10 protein-coding genes are annotated in these 16,763 nt (G+C 67.2%); 9 read left to right on the plus strand and 1 reads right to left on the minus strand.

What is annotated here, in order from left to right:
- The first annotated feature begins 3 nt into the window (after positions 1-3).
- From F2P45_RS10065 to F2P45_RS10085, 5 genes are all read left to right on the plus strand, one after another.
- Entirely contained in the window at positions 4-333 is a 330-nt protein-coding gene (locus F2P45_RS10065; protein ID WP_166873653.1) for a VanZ family protein, read from the plus strand.
- 12 nt (positions 334-345) lie between these two features.
- Complete coding sequence (locus F2P45_RS10070) at positions 346-1,122, plus strand: Crp/Fnr family transcriptional regulator (protein ID WP_229505006.1); 777 nt, start codon at positions 346-348, stop codon at positions 1,120-1,122.
- Between the two features lie 192 nt (positions 1,123-1,314).
- Entirely contained in the window at positions 1,315-2,532 is a 1,218-nt protein-coding gene (locus F2P45_RS10075; protein WP_166873655.1) for an alginate O-acetyltransferase AlgX-related protein, read from the plus strand.
- 92 nt (positions 2,533-2,624) lie between these two features.
- On the plus strand, positions 2,625-4,055 hold the full coding sequence (locus F2P45_RS10080; RefSeq protein ID WP_166873658.1) for an MBOAT family O-acyltransferase: 1,431 nt from the start codon (positions 2,625-2,627) through the stop codon (positions 4,053-4,055).
- Between the two features lie 231 nt (positions 4,056-4,286).
- On the plus strand, positions 4,287-8,093 hold the full coding sequence (locus F2P45_RS10085; RefSeq protein ID WP_166873661.1) for an Ig-like domain-containing protein: 3,807 nt from the start codon (positions 4,287-4,289) through the stop codon (positions 8,091-8,093).
- Between the two features lie 3 nt (positions 8,094-8,096).
- Here F2P45_RS10085 and F2P45_RS10090 read toward each other — a convergent pair whose 3' ends face one another.
- Positions 8,097-9,242: an acyltransferase family protein gene (locus tag F2P45_RS10090; RefSeq protein WP_166873662.1), complete on the minus strand. Its 1,146-nt coding sequence runs from the start codon at positions 9,240-9,242 to the stop codon at positions 8,097-8,099.
- 267 nt (positions 9,243-9,509) lie between these two features.
- Here F2P45_RS10090 and F2P45_RS10095 point away from each other — a divergent pair, with 267 nt between their 5' ends.
- Genes F2P45_RS10095 through F2P45_RS10110 form a run of 4 tightly spaced genes read left to right on the plus strand, consistent with a single transcriptional unit; the run spans position 9,510 to position 16,763 of the window.
- Complete coding sequence (locus tag F2P45_RS10095) at positions 9,510-10,310, plus strand: ABC transporter permease (protein WP_308613430.1); 801 nt, start codon at positions 9,510-9,512, stop codon at positions 10,308-10,310.
- Entirely contained in the window at positions 10,310-11,530 is a 1,221-nt protein-coding gene (locus F2P45_RS10100; RefSeq protein ID WP_166873665.1) for an ABC transporter ATP-binding protein, read from the plus strand. Before F2P45_RS10095 ends, F2P45_RS10100 begins: the two co-directional genes overlap by 1 nt.
- The gene (locus tag F2P45_RS10105; RefSeq protein ID WP_166873668.1) at positions 11,527-12,978 is read left to right on the plus strand and encodes a class I SAM-dependent methyltransferase; all 1,452 of its coding nucleotides are present in this window, start codon (positions 11,527-11,529) and stop codon (positions 12,976-12,978) included. The genes F2P45_RS10100 and F2P45_RS10105 overlap by 4 nt, the downstream gene beginning before the upstream one ends.
- On the plus strand, positions 12,978-16,763 hold the full coding sequence (locus F2P45_RS10110; RefSeq protein WP_166873672.1) for a glycosyltransferase: 3,786 nt from the start codon (positions 12,978-12,980) through the stop codon (positions 16,761-16,763). Before F2P45_RS10105 ends, F2P45_RS10110 begins: the two co-directional genes overlap by 1 nt.

Here is a 16,763-nt window from a genome sequence, read left to right on the forward strand (position 1 = left end):
AAGATGACTTGGGAATTGATTGTGTTTTTACTGGCCGCGGTGAGCATCGTTGCGGGCTGCCTGGTACCGAACGAATGGCTGCCGCCATTGCCGAACGACAAACTCCTGCATTTCCTGGCGTTCGGCCTGCTGGCTTTGTTGCTGGCGCGCATGGTCCCGGGCGGCTGGGTCCTGCAGCTTTGCCTGCTGGGCTTGCTGGGCGCCGCCCTCCTCATCGAAATCCTGCAGAATTTAGTACCAGGCAGAAAGTTTTGCTGGCGCGACATGGCCGCCAATGCCGCCGGCATCGCCACGGTGGCCCTGTGCGCGCCGCTCGCGCATGCCTATCTATGACGGAAACAGTGCATGAGTACAGATAATTTCATCGTTACCGCGACCAAGAACGGGGTTCCGCTCGACCCCCAGGATGCCTCGGTGATGCCGGTGCCCAAGGATTCGCAGAACAAGGTCAGCGTCCAGATCCACCTGCGCAAGATTCCCTTGCTGGCCCAGCTGAACGAGGACGAAATGCGCCAGGTCATGACCGACCTGCGCATCCGCACCTATGCCAAGCGCGACGTGGTGCTGCAAAAAGGCGCCAGCGGCGACAGCCTGCTGTTCCTGCTGTCGGGCCAGCTGCAAGTGATCGACGTGACCGAGGACGGGCGCGCGATCGGCCTGCGCATGCTCGCGCCGGGCGACTTCTTCGGCGAAATCGCCGTCATCAACGGCTCGACCCGCTCGGCCTCGGTGGTGGCCTTGAGTCCGGTGATGGTGGCGCTGCTGCCGCGCGCCACCGCGCTGCATCTGTTTTCGCACTCGCCCTCGGTGGCCAAGCACATGCTGCGTTTTCTGGCCGAAAAAGTGCAGCGCGACTCGCAATTCCGCGCGCTGCTGAGCATCCACAACACCGCCAAGCGCATCTATACCTTCCTCGAACTGATGAAGGAAAAGAAGGACGGCGATGTGGAAGTGGTCGAAAACCTGCCGACCCACCAGGATATCGCCAACATGATCAACACCAGCCGCGAAACGGTGACCCGCACCCTGCTCGCGCTGGTGCAGCAAGGCATCGTCGAAAAGGGCACGCACCGCCTGATCATCCTCAACCCGCAAGAGCTGCACAAGCTGGCGCAGAACTGAGGCGCGCCACAGCCTGGCGCGTCCCCGACCGCATGGCCGTGCCAGCTTTCGCTCGCTTCGGCGAACCGAAATATTGTATACTCCGTACCGTTTTATCCGGCACATCATCGTCGCAAGCGGCAAGGGCGACCGAGGGCTTGCCCACGCAGCGCCGCCCCCAGCCCGACCAACCCGCAAGGAATTGCAGTTTCCATGAACGACTCTTCTTTCCCAGCCGTCCAGCCCGTGCGCCTGTCGCCATGGCGCGCCCTGTTGCCGGCATGGCGCCGCCGCAGCCGTGGCGCGCGCCATGTGCTGCGCTTGCTGCTGGTGGCCCTGATCTTCACCGTCAGCCTGGTGCCGGCCGTGCCGAAACTGTCGGGCTGGCACACCGCAAAAATTCCCCCGGTGGAGGAACTGCGTCCGCTGGCGGCCTACCCGCGCACATGGGAAGGCGGCATTGTCGAGACCGACAAGAACTACGCGCGCTTCGAAAAAGCCTTCGCCGACCAGCTCGGCCTGCGCAACCTGATGATCCGCGCCAAGAACGAAATCGACTACCGCCTGTTCCGCACCTCGCGCCGCGTGTACTACGGCAAAAATGGCGAACTGTACGGCCGCAACCTGGCCGAGGTCGAATTGCCGACCACCGAGAAAATCCTCGGCACCCGGGAAGCCCAGGACGCCTCGCACGCCGGCCTGCTGGCGCTGGCGGCGCGCCTGCGCGCGCAGGGCACCACCATGGTCCTGATGACCCCGGTACAGAAGCAGTATTTCACGCGCGAGCGCTTGCCCTTCTTCGCCCCGCGCGTGCCCGACGATTCGCATTTCATGCACTTTTACCAGCGCCTGAAAAGCACGCCCGAGGTGCATTTTGTCGACCTGATCGGCCTGATGCGCGCCAACCAGGACAAGTTCGCCCCGTTTTTCAAGCAGGATTTTCACTGGTCCGAACCGATGGCCATGGCCGCGGCGGCCGACGCGGTGCGCGTGATCGCCGAACTGGAAGGCTCGCCCGTGCGCTGGCGCCACCGGCTCGAGCTTGAGGACAAGCCCTTCGTCGGCGTCGAAATGCGCTTTGCCGGACGTCTGAACATGCACCAGGACGTCATCGAGCAGTCGGTCAGGCAGACCTGGACCGAACGCCACCAGCGCCGCCAGCTCGACGCCGCCAGCAGCGGCTTCGAATTCGATACCGGCACCCTGGAAGGAGCCGATCTGCTGCCGCCGACCTGCATGTTCGGCAACAGCTTCAGCGACGGCATGCTGCGCGCCGGCCTGATCGAGCATTTCCAGAAATTCAGCAAGATCAGCCGTCACTACGAACTGACCGATGTCGCACCGCTCATCGCCGGGCGCTGCAAATACCTGATCGTCCAGGTGCTCGATATCCAGTCCGACCGCTGGGCGGCGTTCGCCAGCAAGCGCTGAAGCGGGACCACTACCTTTTCCTCCAGCGCACAAGGCGCTGACCGATCACTCTTTTGCCGCGCAGGGCCCCAGGCCCGCGCCCACGGACCACCATGGTTTTTTCTTCTCCCGGCTTCCTGTTCCTGTTCTTCCCGGTGTTTTTCGCGCTGTACTTCGTCCTGCCCAGGGCGGCGCGCAACAGTTACATCCTGCTGGCCAGCTTCGCCTTCTACATCCTGGGCGCCGGCGCCCTGACCGTGGTGGCGCTGGTGCTGCTGATGCTCAACTGGCTGCTGGCCCGGCTGATCGGCCGCCGGCGCCGCGCCGAAACGGGCGGTGCCGGTCCGGGCGCGGCCAGGGCGGCGCTGGGTGTGGGCATTGTCATGAACCTGGCGCCGCTGATCTTCTTCAAATACCTGGTGTTCCTGGCACAGGTGCTGCACGACCTGTCCGGCGCGGCGCCGTTCGCCACGGCGGCCGCCTGGAAGATCATCCTGCCGCTCGGCATTTCCTTCTACGTGTTCCATTTCCTGTCTTACCTGCTGGACGTGTACGCGCGCCGCATCGAGGCCGAAACCAGCATCCAGAAGTTCGCCATCTACATCTTCCTGTTCCCGCACCTGATCGCCGGCCCGGTGGTGCGCTACGCCGAGGTGCGCGAGCAGCTCAACCTCAAGTACCGGCGCCTGGTCGGCAGCGATGTGTTCTGGGGCATGGTGATCTTTTGCATCGGCCTGTCCAAGAAAATGCTGATCGCCGACCCGCTCGGCGCGGTGGTGGACGTGGTGCACGGCCCCAGCGTGGCGATGAGCACGTATGCCGCCTGGCTCGGCGCGCTGTGCTATTCCTTCCAGATCTATTTCGATTTCTCCGGCTACACCGACATGGCGATCGGCATGGCGCGCATGATGGGTTTCCGCTTCCCGCGCAACTTCAACCGTCCGTACGCGGCCGCCAGCATCACCGAGTTCTGGCAGCGCTGGCACATGACCCTGTCGCGCTTTTTCCGCGACTACGTCTACATTCCGCTGGGCGGCAACCGGCGCGGCAACCTGGCGACCTACCGCAACAGCTTCATCGTGTTCGGCCTGTGCGCGCTGTGGCATGGCGCCGCCTACACCTTCCTGATCTGGGGCCTGGGCCACGGCGCGCTGCTGGCCCTGGAGCGCGCGGGCGTGCTCAATGCGGCGCGCTGGCGCCTCGGCAGCCTGCCGGTGTTCGTGCTGGCCACCTTGCTGTGGGTGCCGTTCCGCGCGGTCGACCTGGGCCAGACCGGCAAGCTGCTCGGCGCCATGAGCGGGCTCGATCCGGCCGTGCCGCTGTGGCTCGACGCCAACCGGGTGCTGGCCGATCCCAAGGTGATGTTCCTGCTGGCGCTGGCCGCGGCGATCTGCCTGCTGGGCGACAAACCGTTCCACCGCCTGCGCCGGCTCAGCCTGCGTCAGCCGCTCATGACGGGCGCGTACGCCAGCGTGCTGTACGTGCTGTCGTGCCTGGCGGTGGTCGAAGGCGGCTTCAATCCCTTCATCTACTTCCAGTTCTGATCGGGGCGGCGGCGCGCAGGCGCGCGCCGCAGTGGAAACGTGTAGAAAATCAAGAACCGTGGACAGCGGGAAAAGCCGGGTGTGGCGCGCATACATCGCCCGTCCAGCCTGTTCAATTGTGCGGAGAAAACAACGGTTTTGTCGGGTGTAAGATGAATTTCCATCTCATCCCCGCCGGAGAACCACCAGAAGTGCGCGGGGCGGCCCTACTCACAGCAAGGAGTCCGTTCAATGTCTCAACCGACCTACGACAGCGCGAATGGCTACATCGCTGAAAATTTTTTCAGCCTGTTCTACACCATTGAGCTCGACGCCGCCAATCCCCCGCCAACGGGCGCCTTTACGATGTCGATCAACGGCAGCGGCACCACCGTGTCGGCAGTCTCCATCGACAGCGCCACGAAAATGGTCAGGCTGACCTTTACCGCAAACGCCCTGACCGCCGGCGACATCATCGAATTCAGCTATACCGACCCGACCGTCAACAACGACGTCAACGCCGTGCAAGGCCTGGACGGCACCGATGCCGCCACCTTTTCCGGCTCGACCATCGTGATGGGCGGACGTCCCGGTCCGGCCGCGCCGCCGCTGCCGGCATTGAGCACCGCCAGCGACAGCGGCACGCTCGGCGACGCCATTACCAATGTCGGCGCCCCGACCGTGAGCGGCACCGCCCTGCCCAACGCCACCGTCAAGCTGTACGACAGCGACGGCACTACCCTGCTGGGCAGCAACACAGCCGACGCCGGCGGCAACTGGAGCATCACCAGCAGCCTGCTGGGCGACGGCAGCCATACCTTGAAGGTGACCCAGACCAACGACGCCAACGAGACCTCGCCCCTGAGCGCCGGCCTGGTCCTGACCATCGACACCAGCGCCAATGCACCGACGCAACTGGCGCTGCAAGCGGGCAGCGACAGCGGCGCCATCGGCGACGGCATCACCAATGCGGCCACCCCGGTCATCACCGGCACCGCCGAGCCGAACGCTACAGTGCGCCTGTACGACAGCGACGGCAGCACTGTGCTGGGCACGGCCGGCGCCAACGGCGCCGGCGCCTGGAGCATCCCCAGCAGCGCCCTGCTGACCGGATCGCACACGCTCACCGCCACCCAGACCGACGCCGCCGGCAACGTCTCGCCCGCTTCCAGCGGCTTCGCCTACCTCCTCGACACCATCGGTCCGGTCGGCATGGCGCTGAGCACCACCTCGGTCGACGCCAGCGCCGCCACCAGCGGCAGCACCGTGGCCACGCTCTCGTCGACCGACATCACCAGCGTGCAGTACGGCTTTGCGGTCGGCAACGGCACCATCGACGCCGACAACGGCAAGTTCAGCATATCCGGGACTGGTCTGGTGGCCGGCCAGAACCTGCCGATGGGCGCGTATCACATCTACCTGAAAGCGACCGATGCGGCCGGCAACGACGCCTTCCAGATTTTCACCATCAACGTCACGAATACCCCTACCGTGAGCGCGATCGTGCGCGCCGGCGGCGCCGCCGTCGCGGTACCGGCGGCGGCCACCACGGTCAGCTACGCGGTCACCTTCAGCCAGAGCGTGACCGGGGTCGACGCGGCCGACTTCAGCGTGGTCACCAACGGCACGGCGGCGGCCGGCATCGCCTCGGTAAGCGGCAGCGGCGCCAGCTACACCGTGACGGTGGGCGGCCTCGGCGGCGACGGCAGCGTGCGGCTCGACCTCAATGCCAGCGGCACCGGCATCGAGAATGCCGGCAATGTGGCCATCGGCGGCGGCTATGACGGCGGCGAAACCTATGTGCTCGACCATACCGCGCTGGCGCCTTCGGTCCCGTCCATGACCAGCGCCACCGACAGCGGGGTCTCCGACACCGATGCCATCACCAGCACCAGCACCCCCGAGTTCAGGGGCAAGGCCGAGCCGGACGCCACGGTCAGGCTGTACGATACCGATGGCATCACCCTGATCGGCACCGGCGTGGCCGACGGCAAGGGTAACTGGAGCATCCCCAGCAGCACCCTGGCGGCCGGCCAGCATACGGTCAGCGCGCGCCAGACCGATCTGGCCGGCAATGTGTCGTCCGCCAGCGCCGCACTGACTGTGGTCATCGATACCGGCGCAGCGCCCCCTGGCGCGCCGGTGCTCACGCCCAAGAGCGACAGCGGCGCCGTGGGCGACAATGTCACCCGCTTCGCCACCCCGACCGTCAGCGGCAGCGCCGAAGCCTTTGCGAGCGTGCAACTGTTCGACACCGATGGCACCACCGTGCTCGGCACCGCCAGTGCCAATGCGAATGGCGTCTGGAGCATCTCCACCAGCCTGCTGGGCGAAGGCAGCCATACGCTCACCGCCAAACAGACCGATGCGGCCGGCAACATATCGACTGCCAGCGCCGCGCTGACCTTGATGATCGACACCGAAGCGCCGGCCGCGCCGGCAGCGCCGCTGCTTTCGCCCGCCAGCGACAGCGGCACGGCCGGCGACCAGATCACGTATGTCAGCGCGCCGCTGCTGAGCGGCAGCGCAGAGCCGCATGCCAGCGTGACCTTGTACGACAGCGATGGCGTGACCGTGCTGGGAAGCGCGCTCGCCGACGGCAGCGGCCAGTGGAGCATGACCACCCTGCCGCTCTCGCTTGGCTATCACGCGCTCACGCTCAAACAGGCCGATGCGGCCGGCAACCTGTCGCCTGCCAGCCCCATCATGGGCCTGTTGATCGAGGCGCCGCCGCTGCCGCCGGTCATTCCGGTGCCGCCCCCGCCAACGCCACCGGTGCCGGTGGAGGCGACGGTCGATGGCGTGCCAGTCTCGACCGTTGCAGTAACGCTGCCGGGAGGCGCCAGCGGTACCCGGACCGTCATTCCGGTGGTGAGCGGCGAGCGCGCCGAATCGAATGGCGGCGCCAGCACGGCCGACATCGCCCTGGCCACCAGCAGCGGCGCCAACCTGCTGCTGGCCCAGCTCGCGCCCGGCATCGGCCTGACGGCCAGCGGCGGCCCGAGCCAGGCGGCCGGCAATTCGACCGAGCACCTGATCCAGGCCATCCTGGCGTCCACGCCGAGTCATCCGGCCGCCGACCAGTCTCACCTGACCGGCAACGGCGTGGTCTTCCTGAGCAAGCTGGGCGCCAGCCTGCCCTTGCTGGTCGAGACCATCGTGGCGGTCGGCGCGGCCAACAATGCAGCCGGCGCCCTGACCCTGACCGGCACCAGCAGCGCGACCCAGGCGACGGCGCTGGTGGTGGACGCCACCGGGCTGGCGGCCGGCAGCCAGATCGTCCTGAACGCGGTCAACTTCGCCGCCATCGTCGGGGCCGCCAATGTCAGCGGCAATACCGAGGGCCAGATCCTGACCGGCGACGCCGCCAGCCAGGTGTTTACCAGCGCGGCCGATACCGCCTACGTGTTTGCCGGCGGCGGCGGCGACAGCCTGCGCCTGGCCTGGGCGGCGGGCAGCGCCACCCGGGCTGCGGCGGCCGAGCCGGCGCCCGCACCGGCGCCGACCATCCTGCATGGCGGACGCGATGCGGACGTCGGGTTTTTCATCGGCAACAGCGGCGACTACACCATCGCGCGCCACGAAGCGTACGTGGCCATCACGCCCAGGGACCAGCCGCAGCGCACGGCCGTGGCGATCAATCTGGAAAGCCTGGTGTTTGCCGACACCACCATCGCGCTCGAACACCGCGGCGAACAGAGCGCACTGGCCGGACTGTACAAAAGCGTGCTGGGGCGCCAGGCCGACTACCAGGGCTTCGAGTTCTGGGCCCAGGCCGAGAAGAACGGCGTGAGCCTGGGGCACATTGCGCTGGAGATCATCAGTTCGCCCGAGGCGCAGCTGTTGAACAAGGCGCCATTCAACGGCTTCATCGCGCATGACCTCGAGCTGCTCTACCAGAACATCTTCGGGCGCCAGAGCGATGCGCCCGGGCTGGCCTTCTGGCGCGCGGCCATGGAGCAGGGGGTAAGCCTGGAGCATGTGGCCGACCAGTTCCTGCGTTCGCCGGAAAGCGCGGCGCATGTGGTGGCGCCGCTGCAGTGGGACTTTATCGTCTGAATCTCAGACCGGCGCCGCGTTCCCGCCCAGGCGAGCGGGAACGCCCGCCGGCACGCCCCAGCGGCGCCGGATCCAGTCCTGCAGCGGCCGCTCGAGATGGTGATAGCAGACATACGACAGCACCAGGGTGGCCGTCACGAAACCGAGGAACAGCCACGGCGAGCGCCACGGCACCTCGCGCCCCAGCCAGCCGCACGCCAGCGCGATGTACAGTTGCAGCGGAAAATGCAGCAAATAGCTGGCATAGGTCAGGTTGCCCAGTTCATTGAAACAGCGGCGCACGCCCCGGTGCAGCGGCTGCACCCCTTGCAGGAACACATACACCAGCAGCGGCACCAGCGCCACCACCGCATGGTCGGCCGCCACCCAGCCCGGGCGCATGGCCGCGCAGGCGCCCAGGAACAGCAGCGCCAGCGCGCCATTGACGATCTGGCGGCGGCGCCGGCTCCACAGCGCCGCGCGGCGCGCGGCCAGCCACACCACCCCGCCCAGGTAAAAGTACAGCAGGCATTCGAAGGCCGGCAGGCCGGTCGCGTAGAAACCCGCGCCCGCCAGCGCCACGGTGGCCAGGGTGGCGCTGGCCCCCAGGCCGATGCGCCGCCCGAGAACGAAGAACAGCAGGTAGGCCAGCAATTCGAGCGACACGCTCCAGATCGGCCCGTTGAACGAGGCGCTGCTCAGCAGCGGGTAAAACCAGTGGCCGATCACGCCCAGTTGCAGGAAAAAACTCGGCAGGCTGTTGTCCTGGTAGACGAAATAGGCGGGGTGGCTGGCGCGGAACAGGGCTTGTCCGAGCGCCACCAGCAGCAGGGTCAGGAGGTGCAGCGGATACAGGCGCGAAAAGCGCAGCAGCGCAAAGCGGCCGGCCCCGATGCGTCCGGCGACGACCGCCTCGCCGTACTTCCAGAAAAAGATGAAGCCGGAGATGCTCCAGAACACTTGCACGCCGAACTTGCCGTAATGATAGAACAGCGACAAGGCGCTGTAGAACGGCTCTTCCCGGTGATCGAATTGAAACGGCGCCGCGCCCACGAACGAGAAATGCTGGTAATGCCAGAACAGCACCGCCAGCGCACTGGCGAAGCGCAGCAGGTCGATCCCGGCCAGATTCATGGCGGCGGGCGGCACGGCGGTCTCATGATTTTGCATTATAGAAACACATCTGGGCATAGTTGCAAGATTATACTGCGCCGTGACGCCGCCATTGCGGGCCGCGTCGTGCTTTTTGCGCCGTTGTGGCCCAAAAGCTGCATGCTATAATCTTCCGCCCCGCAGCCCCGGCAAGACCCGGCGCGAAGCGGCGCGACCTGTGATTTCCCATATGCCTGATAAAACGACCCACACCATGACCTTGCCGTTCGCCGCCCGTGCGCCTGCGCTTCCCACCAGAGATCACGCGCACCGCGCCGCGCGCGCATGATCTCGCTGTCGATGTTCCGGGGCGTCTGGCGCTACCGCGGCTTCGTGCTCGGCAGCGTCAAGCGCGAATTCCAGTCCAAGTACCGCAATTCCCTGTTCGGCGCCCTCTGGACCGTGCTCAATCCGCTGGCCATGATCACCGTCTACACCGTGATCTTTTCCGAAGTCATGGGCAGCCGCCTGCAAGGGGTCAATTCGACCTTCGCCTACAGCATCTACCTGTGCGCCGGGGCGCTCACCTGGGGCCTGTTCGCCGAGATCACCACGCGCGCCCAGACGGTGTTCATCGAAAACGCCAACCTGATCAAGAAGCTGCAATTTCCGCGCATCTGCCTGCCGATCATCGTGGTGCTCAACGCCTGCGTCAATTTCGCCATCATCTTCGGCCTGTTCACCGCCTTCCTGGTCTGGTCCGGCCACTTTCCGGGCGCGGTCTACCTGCTGCTGTTCCCGGTGCTGGCGCTGCAAATCCTGTTTTCGATCGGACTGGGCATGGTGCTCGGCGTGCTCAACGTGTTTTTCCGCGACGTCGGCCAGTTCTTCGGCATCCTCTTGCAGTTCTGGTTCTGGTTTACCCCCATCGTGTATCCGGCCACGGCGCTGCCGAAACCGGTCCGCGAGCTGCTCGTCTTCAATCCCATGGCCGCCGTGATCGCCTCCTACCAGACGATTCTGGTGCACGGCCGCGCGCCGGACTGGGCCAGCATGCTGCCGATTGCCATCCTCACCGTCCTGTGCTGCGTGATGGGTCTTTTACTGTTCCGCAAGCGCTCCGGCGAAATGGTGGATGAACTCTGATGGGTACCATACGCGTCAACCAACTGGGCAAGGCCTACAAGCAATACGGCAACCGCTGGGGCCGGCTGGTGGAATGGGTCCTGCCCTTCCTCGGCCAGCGCCACCGCCTCAAATGGGTGATCCAGGATGTCAGCTTCCAGCTCGCGCCGGGCGAAGCGGTCGGCATCATCGGCATCAACGGGGCCGGCAAAAGCACCCTGCTCAAACTGATCACCGGCACCACCACGCCGACCACCGGCAGCGTGCAGATCACCGGCCGCGTGGCGGCCCTGCTCGAACTGGGCATGGGCTTCCATCCCGATTTCAGCGGGCGCCAGAACTGCTTCATGGCAGGCCAGCTGATCGGCCTGACGGTCGATGAAATCGCCGCCCTGATGCCCGAGATCGAAGCGTTTGCCGACATCGGCGAGTACATCGACCAGCCGGTGCGCGTGTACTCCTCGGGCATGCAGATGCGCCTGGCCTTCAGCGTGGCCACCGTCAAGCGGCCCGATGTGCTGATCGTGGACGAAGCGCTGTCGGTCGGCGACGCGTATTTTCAGCACAAGAGTTTCGAACGGATCCGCCAGTTCCAGAAGCTCGGCACCACCCTGCTCATCGTCAGCCACGACCGCGCCGCGATCCAGTCGATCTGCGAACGCGCCCTGCTGCTCGACGGCGGCCGCCTGGCGTCGCAGGGCAGCCCGGAACAGGTGATGGACTATTACAACGCCCTGATCGCCTCGCGCGACGGCGCCGGGGTCGAGCAGGTCGTCACCGAAGCGGGCCGCACCCAGACCAGCTCCGGCACCGGCGAAGCGAGCGTGACCCGCATCACCTTAGAGGACGAGGCCGGGCGCGCGCTCGAGACGGTCAACGTCGGCGCCGCCGTGACCCTGTGCATCCAGGTCAAGGTGCATCAGCCGGTGTCGCGCCTGGTGCTCGGCTACATGATCAAGGACCGCCTCGGCCAGCAAATGTACGGCACCAATACCCACCACATGGACATGGTGCTGGAGGACGTGGCGGCCGGCGAAGAGATCACCTTCCGCTTCGCCTTCCCGCTCAACCTGGGCGAAGGCAGTTATTCGCTCACCACCGCGCTGACCAGCGCCGAAACCCATTTGGGCGGCAACTACGAGTGGCGCGACCTGGCCTTCCTGTTCATCGTCATGAACATGAACCGCAACTACTTCGTCGGCACCAACTGGCTTGAACCGCGCGTGGAGATCCTGCGATGAGCGACAATTTTTACCGCGCTTTCGAAGACCGCTACCGCGGTTCGCGCGACTTGATCAAATCGCGCCTGACGGCCTATGCGCCGTTTTATGCCCCGCTGGCGGCGCTGTACCCGGGCGCCAGCGTGCTCGATCTGGGCTGCGGGCGCGGCGAATGGCTCGAACTGCTGGGCGAGCAGGGCTTCAAGCCCTTCGGCGTCGATCTGGACGACGGCATGCTGGCGGCCTGCCGCGAACGCGGCCTGCACGTCGAGCTGACCGACGCCCTCTCCGCCTTGCGCGCCACGCTTGATTCCAGCGTGGCCATGGTCTCGGCCTTCCACCTGGTCGAGCACATTCCGTTCGAGATGGTGCAGGACCTGATCCGCGAAGCGCGCCGCGTCCTGCTGCCGGGCGGCCTCTTGGTGATGGAAACGCCGAATCCCGAAAACCTGGTGGTGGGCGCGTCCAGCTTCTACATGGACCCGTCGCACCTGCGTCCGATTCCGCCGCCGCTGCTCGACTTCGTGGTCGGCTTTGCCGGCTTTGCGCGCCAGAAGGTGCTGCGCCTGCAGGAAGCCAAACAGCTACACGAGGGCAAGCCGATCGGCCTGATCGACGTGCTCGACGGGGTCAGTCCCGACTATGCGGTGGTCGGCCAAAAAGAGGCGCCGCAGGATGTACTGGCGCCGTTCGGCGCGCCGTTCGCGGCCAGCTACGGCATTTCCCTGTCCGACCTGGCGCTGCGCTTCGAGGAGCAGGACAGCGGCCGCCGCGCCGAGCTGCACCAGGCGCTGGGGCAACTGGGCGACCGTGTCGGCTTGCGCGAGCAGGCCGACAGCGCCAACTTCGACACCCTGCACAAGGGCCTGGCGCGGGTCGCCGATGGCGTCGAGAACAATCGCCTGCGCCAGGATGCGGCCGAAGCGCAACTGCATGGCATGCACGCGCGCGCCGACCAACTTGGTCAGCAACAGGAGCAGCACGCGCAACTGGCGCTGCAAACCCAGTCGGCCTTCCAGGACAGCCTCAATGCGCTGGCCCAGCGCATTGGCGCGGCCGAGGAGCGCGCCGCGCAGCACCAGCGCCGCGTCGAAGAACTGCAGGGCAGCACCTCGTGGCGCGTCACCGCGCCGCTGCGCATGGTCACCGGCTACGCTTACCGCCTGCGCGACGCCGCCCGCGACGGCCGCATCGTCCCCGGCATCAAGCGCCGCGTCACGCCGCCGCTGCTGGCCCTGATGCGCGCCCTGCTGCGCCGCCCGCGCGCCAAGCGCACCGCCCTGGCCGTGCTGCGCCGCTTCCCCGGCCTGCACGCGCGCCTGTACGGGGTGCTCAGGCGCGGCAACAACCCGCCGCCGCCGCCGCCCGCAGCGCCGTTCCCGCCGAGCGCCAGCATGGACGACCTGACGCCGCGCGCGCAGCGCATCTACCAAGAACTCAAACAAGCTATCGACTCAAGGAAGAACTGATGCGCATTGTGATCGACCTCCAGGGCGCCCAGTCGGAAAGCCGCTTTCGCGGCATCGGCCGCTACTCGCTGGCCCTGGCCCTCGGCGTGGCGCGCAACGCCGGCGACCATGAGATCTGGCTGGTCCTCAACGGCGCCCTGGGCGCCTCGATCATCGAGATGCGGCGCAGCTTCGCCGGCCTGGTGCCGCCCGAACGGATCCGCGTGTTCGACATCGCCGGCCCGGTGGCCGAAATCGACGCGGGCAACAGCCCGCGCACGCGCGCCGCCGAACTGACGCGCGAGCACTACATCGCCCAGCTGCGCCCGGACGCGGTGCTGGTCACCAGCCTGTTCGAAGGCTTCGTCGACGACGCCGTGGTGTCGGTCGGCGCCTTCGCCGGCGCCGAGCGCACGACGGTGGTGCTGTACGACCTGATTCCGTTCTTGAATCCCGAGGCATACCTCGGCAGCCCGATCCAGCGCGTGTATTACGAGCGCAAGATCGCCTCGCTGCGCAGCGCCGGCCTGCTGCTGGCCATTTCCGACTACTCGCGCCAGGAAGCGATCGACGCGCTGGCGCTGGAACCCGGCTCGGTGCACGCGATCTCCACCGCGGTGGACGAAACGTTCCGCCCCGACGCCGCGCAAACGCCGGAACAGGTGGCCGAACTGCGCGCGCGCTTCGGCATCAACCGCGGCTTGCTGATGTACGCGCCGGGCGGCTTCGACGCGCGCAAGAACATCGATGGCCTGATCACCGCCTACTGCCTGCTGCCGCCGGCCCTGCGCGACAGTCACCAGCTGCTCATCGCCAGCAAGCTCGGTGAGCGCGACCGCGCCGACCTGCTGGCCCACGCGGCCAAGCGCGGCATGGAAAAGGATCACCTGATCCTGACCGGCTACGTCAGCGACGCCGACCTGATTCGCCTGTACCAGATCACCGACCTGTTCATCTTCCCGTCGCGCCACGAAGGCTTCGGCCTGCCGGCGCTCGAAGCGATGGCCTGCGGCGCGATCGTCATCGGCGCCAACAACACCAGCATTCCCGAAGTGGTGGGCTGCGAGGAAGCGCTGTTCGACGCCGACCGCCCGCAATCGATCGCCGAAAAAATCGGCCAGGTGCTGCAGGACCCGGCCATGCGCGAACGCCTGCGCGCGCATGGGCGCGCCCAGGCCAAGCGCTTTTCGTGGGACGAGAGCGCGCGCAAGGCCCTGCGCGCGATCGAGCTGCGTTTCGGTGCGCCGCTGCCGCAAGTGGCGCCCGTTGTCGCGACTAGGCGTCCGCGCCTGGCGTTCGTCTCGCCGCTGCCGCCCGAGCGCACCGGCATCGCCGACTACGCCGCGCAAGTGCTGCCGGCCATGATGGCGCATTACGAGATCGACCTGATCGTGCATCAGCCCAAAGTGGTGCTGCCGGCGGCGCTGGCCGCCCTGCCCCAGCGCGACCTGGCCTGGTTCGAGCAGAACGCCGGCCAGTTCGAACGCATCGTCTACCAGTTCGGCAACAGCCCGTATCACAGCCACATGTTCGGCATGCTGGCGCGCCATCCGGGCGTGGTGGTGCTGCACGACTTCTTCATCAGCAGCGTGCTGGCCTACGAGCAGCTGGCCGGCGGCATTCCCAACGCCTGGACCGACGCCCTGTTCCACTCGCACGGCATGGCCGCGCTGCTGGCCGGCCTGAAGGTCGAGCGCGCGCTGGAAACGCGCAGCCTGTACCCGTGCAACCTGGCCGTGCTGCAGCAGGCGCGCCGGGTGGTGGTCCATTCCGACCATGCGCGCAGCCTGGCGCGCCACTGGTACGGACCGCTGGCGGCGGGCGACTGGAGCGTGGTGCCGCTGCCGCGCGCCCTGCCCGCGCCGGGCGACCGCGCCAGCGCCCGGCGCGCGCTGGGCATCCCCGAGGACGTGTTTTTGGTGTGCAGTTTCGGCTTTGTCGCCAACACCAAGCATAGCCAGGAATTGCTGGACGCCTGGATGGACTCCAGCTTGCAGCGCGACCCGCGCTGCGAACTGGTGCTGGTCGGCGAAAACGACGGCGGCGAGTACGGCAAGCGCGTGGCCGCCACCGTGGCCGCCGGCGGCAAGCGCCTGCGCGTGGCCGGATGGACCGACGAAGCGGTCTACCAGCAGTACCTGCACGCGGCCGATGTCGGCGTGCAGCTGCGCTGCCAGTCGCGCGGCGAAACCTCGGCCGCGGTGCTCGACTGCCTCAATTACGGTTTGCCGACCATCGTCAACGCCAACGGCTCGATGGCCGAACTGCCGCCGGACGCGGTGTGGGGCCTGCACGACCTGTTCACCCAGGACCAGTTGCGCGACGCGCTGGAAGGCTTGCATGCCGACCCGGCGCGGCGCGCCGCGCTGGGCCGGCGCGCGCGCGAACTGCTGCACACGGTGCACAGCCCGGCTCATTGCGCCGCCCTGTACGCGCAAGCCATCGAAGAGACCTACGCCGGCGCGCCCGGGTCGCGCGCCAGCTTAATGAACGCGCTGGCCGAGCAGCCGGTCCTGCACCACGACGACGCGCTGGTGCGCCTGTGCGCTCAATGCATCGCCGGCGCGCCCGAGTCGCTGGCGCCGCGCCAGTTGCTGGTCGACGTCACCTCGACCGCGCGCCATGGCCTCAACACCGGCATCGAACGGGTGGTGCGCATGCAGCTCGCCGAACTGCTGGCGCGCCTCGAACCGGGCCTGCGCATCGAACCGGTGTACCTGGCCGAGCACAACGGCCGCACCGAATACCGCTATGCGCGCGCCTATGCGCGCAGCCTGTACGGGATCGATTCGCCCATGCCGCACGACGCACCGGTGGAAGTCAATGCGGGCGACCGTTTCTACTGCGCCGACTATGCGCCCGGCGCGGTGCTGGCGGCGGCGCGCGAAGGCCTGTTCGCGGCCTGGCGCGCACGCGGGGTCGAAGTGACCTTCCTGATCCACGACCTGCTGCCGGTGCTGCGTCCCGAGTTCTTCCCGGAAGGGGCGGACACCGGCCATGAAGCCTTTTTGGCCTGCATCGCGGCCAATGCCGACCGCCTGCTGTGCATCTCGGGCGCGGTCAGGAGCGAGCTGCAGGACTGGCTGGCGCAGGCCAAGGCGCGCCTGGAGCTGCGCGGCCCGCTCAAGCTGGCGGTGCTGCACCACGGCGCCGATATCGGCGCGCCGCTTGTACAAGCAGCACCCGCCGCCAGCGCCGGTGCACGGCGCGATGGTCCGGCCACCTTCCTGATGGTCGGCACGATCGAGCCGCGCAAGGGCCACCTGCAAGCGCTCGACGCGTTCGAGGTACTGTGGCGCGAAGGCGTCGACGCGCGCCTGGTGATCGTCGGCGCGGAAGGCTGGACCCCGCTGCCGCAAACGGCGCGGCGCACCATTCCGCGCATCGTCGAACGCCTGCGCGGCCACCCGGAACTGGGCAAGCGCCTGCAATGGCTGCAAGGGATCGGCGACGCCGAACTGCTGGCGCTGTACCAGTCGAGTTCCTGCCTGCTGGTGCCGAGCGAAGGCGAAGGTTTCGGCCTGCCGCTGATCGAAGCGGCGCGCTACGGCCTGCCGGTGCTGGCGCGCGACCTGCCGGTGTTTCGCGAGGTGGCCGGCGCGCATGCGGCCTATTTCAGCGGGATGCAGGGGACCGAGCTGGCGCAGGCGCTGCGCACCTGGCTGGCCCAGCGCAGCACCGGCACCGAGCCCGATTCGGCCGGCATGCCCTGGATCACCTGGCGCGACAACGCCGGCCAGCTGCTGGCCGTGCTGGATGGACGCGGCGGGGATGTGCTGTGGAGCGCGGCCGCGCCAGCAAAATAG

The organism is Massilia mucilaginosa (assembly GCF_011682145.1).
GTDB classification, from domain to species: Bacteria; Pseudomonadota; Gammaproteobacteria; order Burkholderiales; family Burkholderiaceae_D; genus Telluria_A; species Telluria_A mucilaginosa.

Coding starts and splice junctions, on each gene's coding strand:
- F2P45_RS10105 (WP_166873668.1), top strand. CDS start 11,527: ATGAGCGACAATTTTTACCGCGCTTTCGAAGACCGCTACCGCGGTTCG.
- F2P45_RS10075 (WP_166873655.1), top strand. CDS start 1,315: ATGAACGACTCTTCTTTCCCAGCCGTCCAGCCCGTGCGCCTGTCGCCA.
- F2P45_RS10065 (WP_166873653.1), top strand. CDS start 4: ATGACTTGGGAATTGATTGTGTTTTTACTGGCCGCGGTGAGCATCGTT.
- F2P45_RS10085 (WP_166873661.1), top strand. CDS start 4,287: ATGTCTCAACCGACCTACGACAGCGCGAATGGCTACATCGCTGAAAAT.
- F2P45_RS10090 (WP_166873662.1), bottom strand. CDS start 9,242: ATGCAAAATCATGAGACCGCCGTGCCGCCCGCCGCCATGAATCTGGCC.
- F2P45_RS10095 (WP_308613430.1), top strand. CDS start 9,510: ATGATCTCGCTGTCGATGTTCCGGGGCGTCTGGCGCTACCGCGGCTTC.
- F2P45_RS10100 (WP_166873665.1), top strand. CDS start 10,310: ATGGGTACCATACGCGTCAACCAACTGGGCAAGGCCTACAAGCAATAC.
- F2P45_RS10080 (WP_166873658.1), top strand. CDS start 2,625: ATGGTTTTTTCTTCTCCCGGCTTCCTGTTCCTGTTCTTCCCGGTGTTT.
- F2P45_RS10070 (WP_229505006.1), top strand. CDS start 346: ATGAGTACAGATAATTTCATCGTTACCGCGACCAAGAACGGGGTTCCG.
- F2P45_RS10110 (WP_166873672.1), top strand. CDS start 12,978: ATGCGCATTGTGATCGACCTCCAGGGCGCCCAGTCGGAAAGCCGCTTT.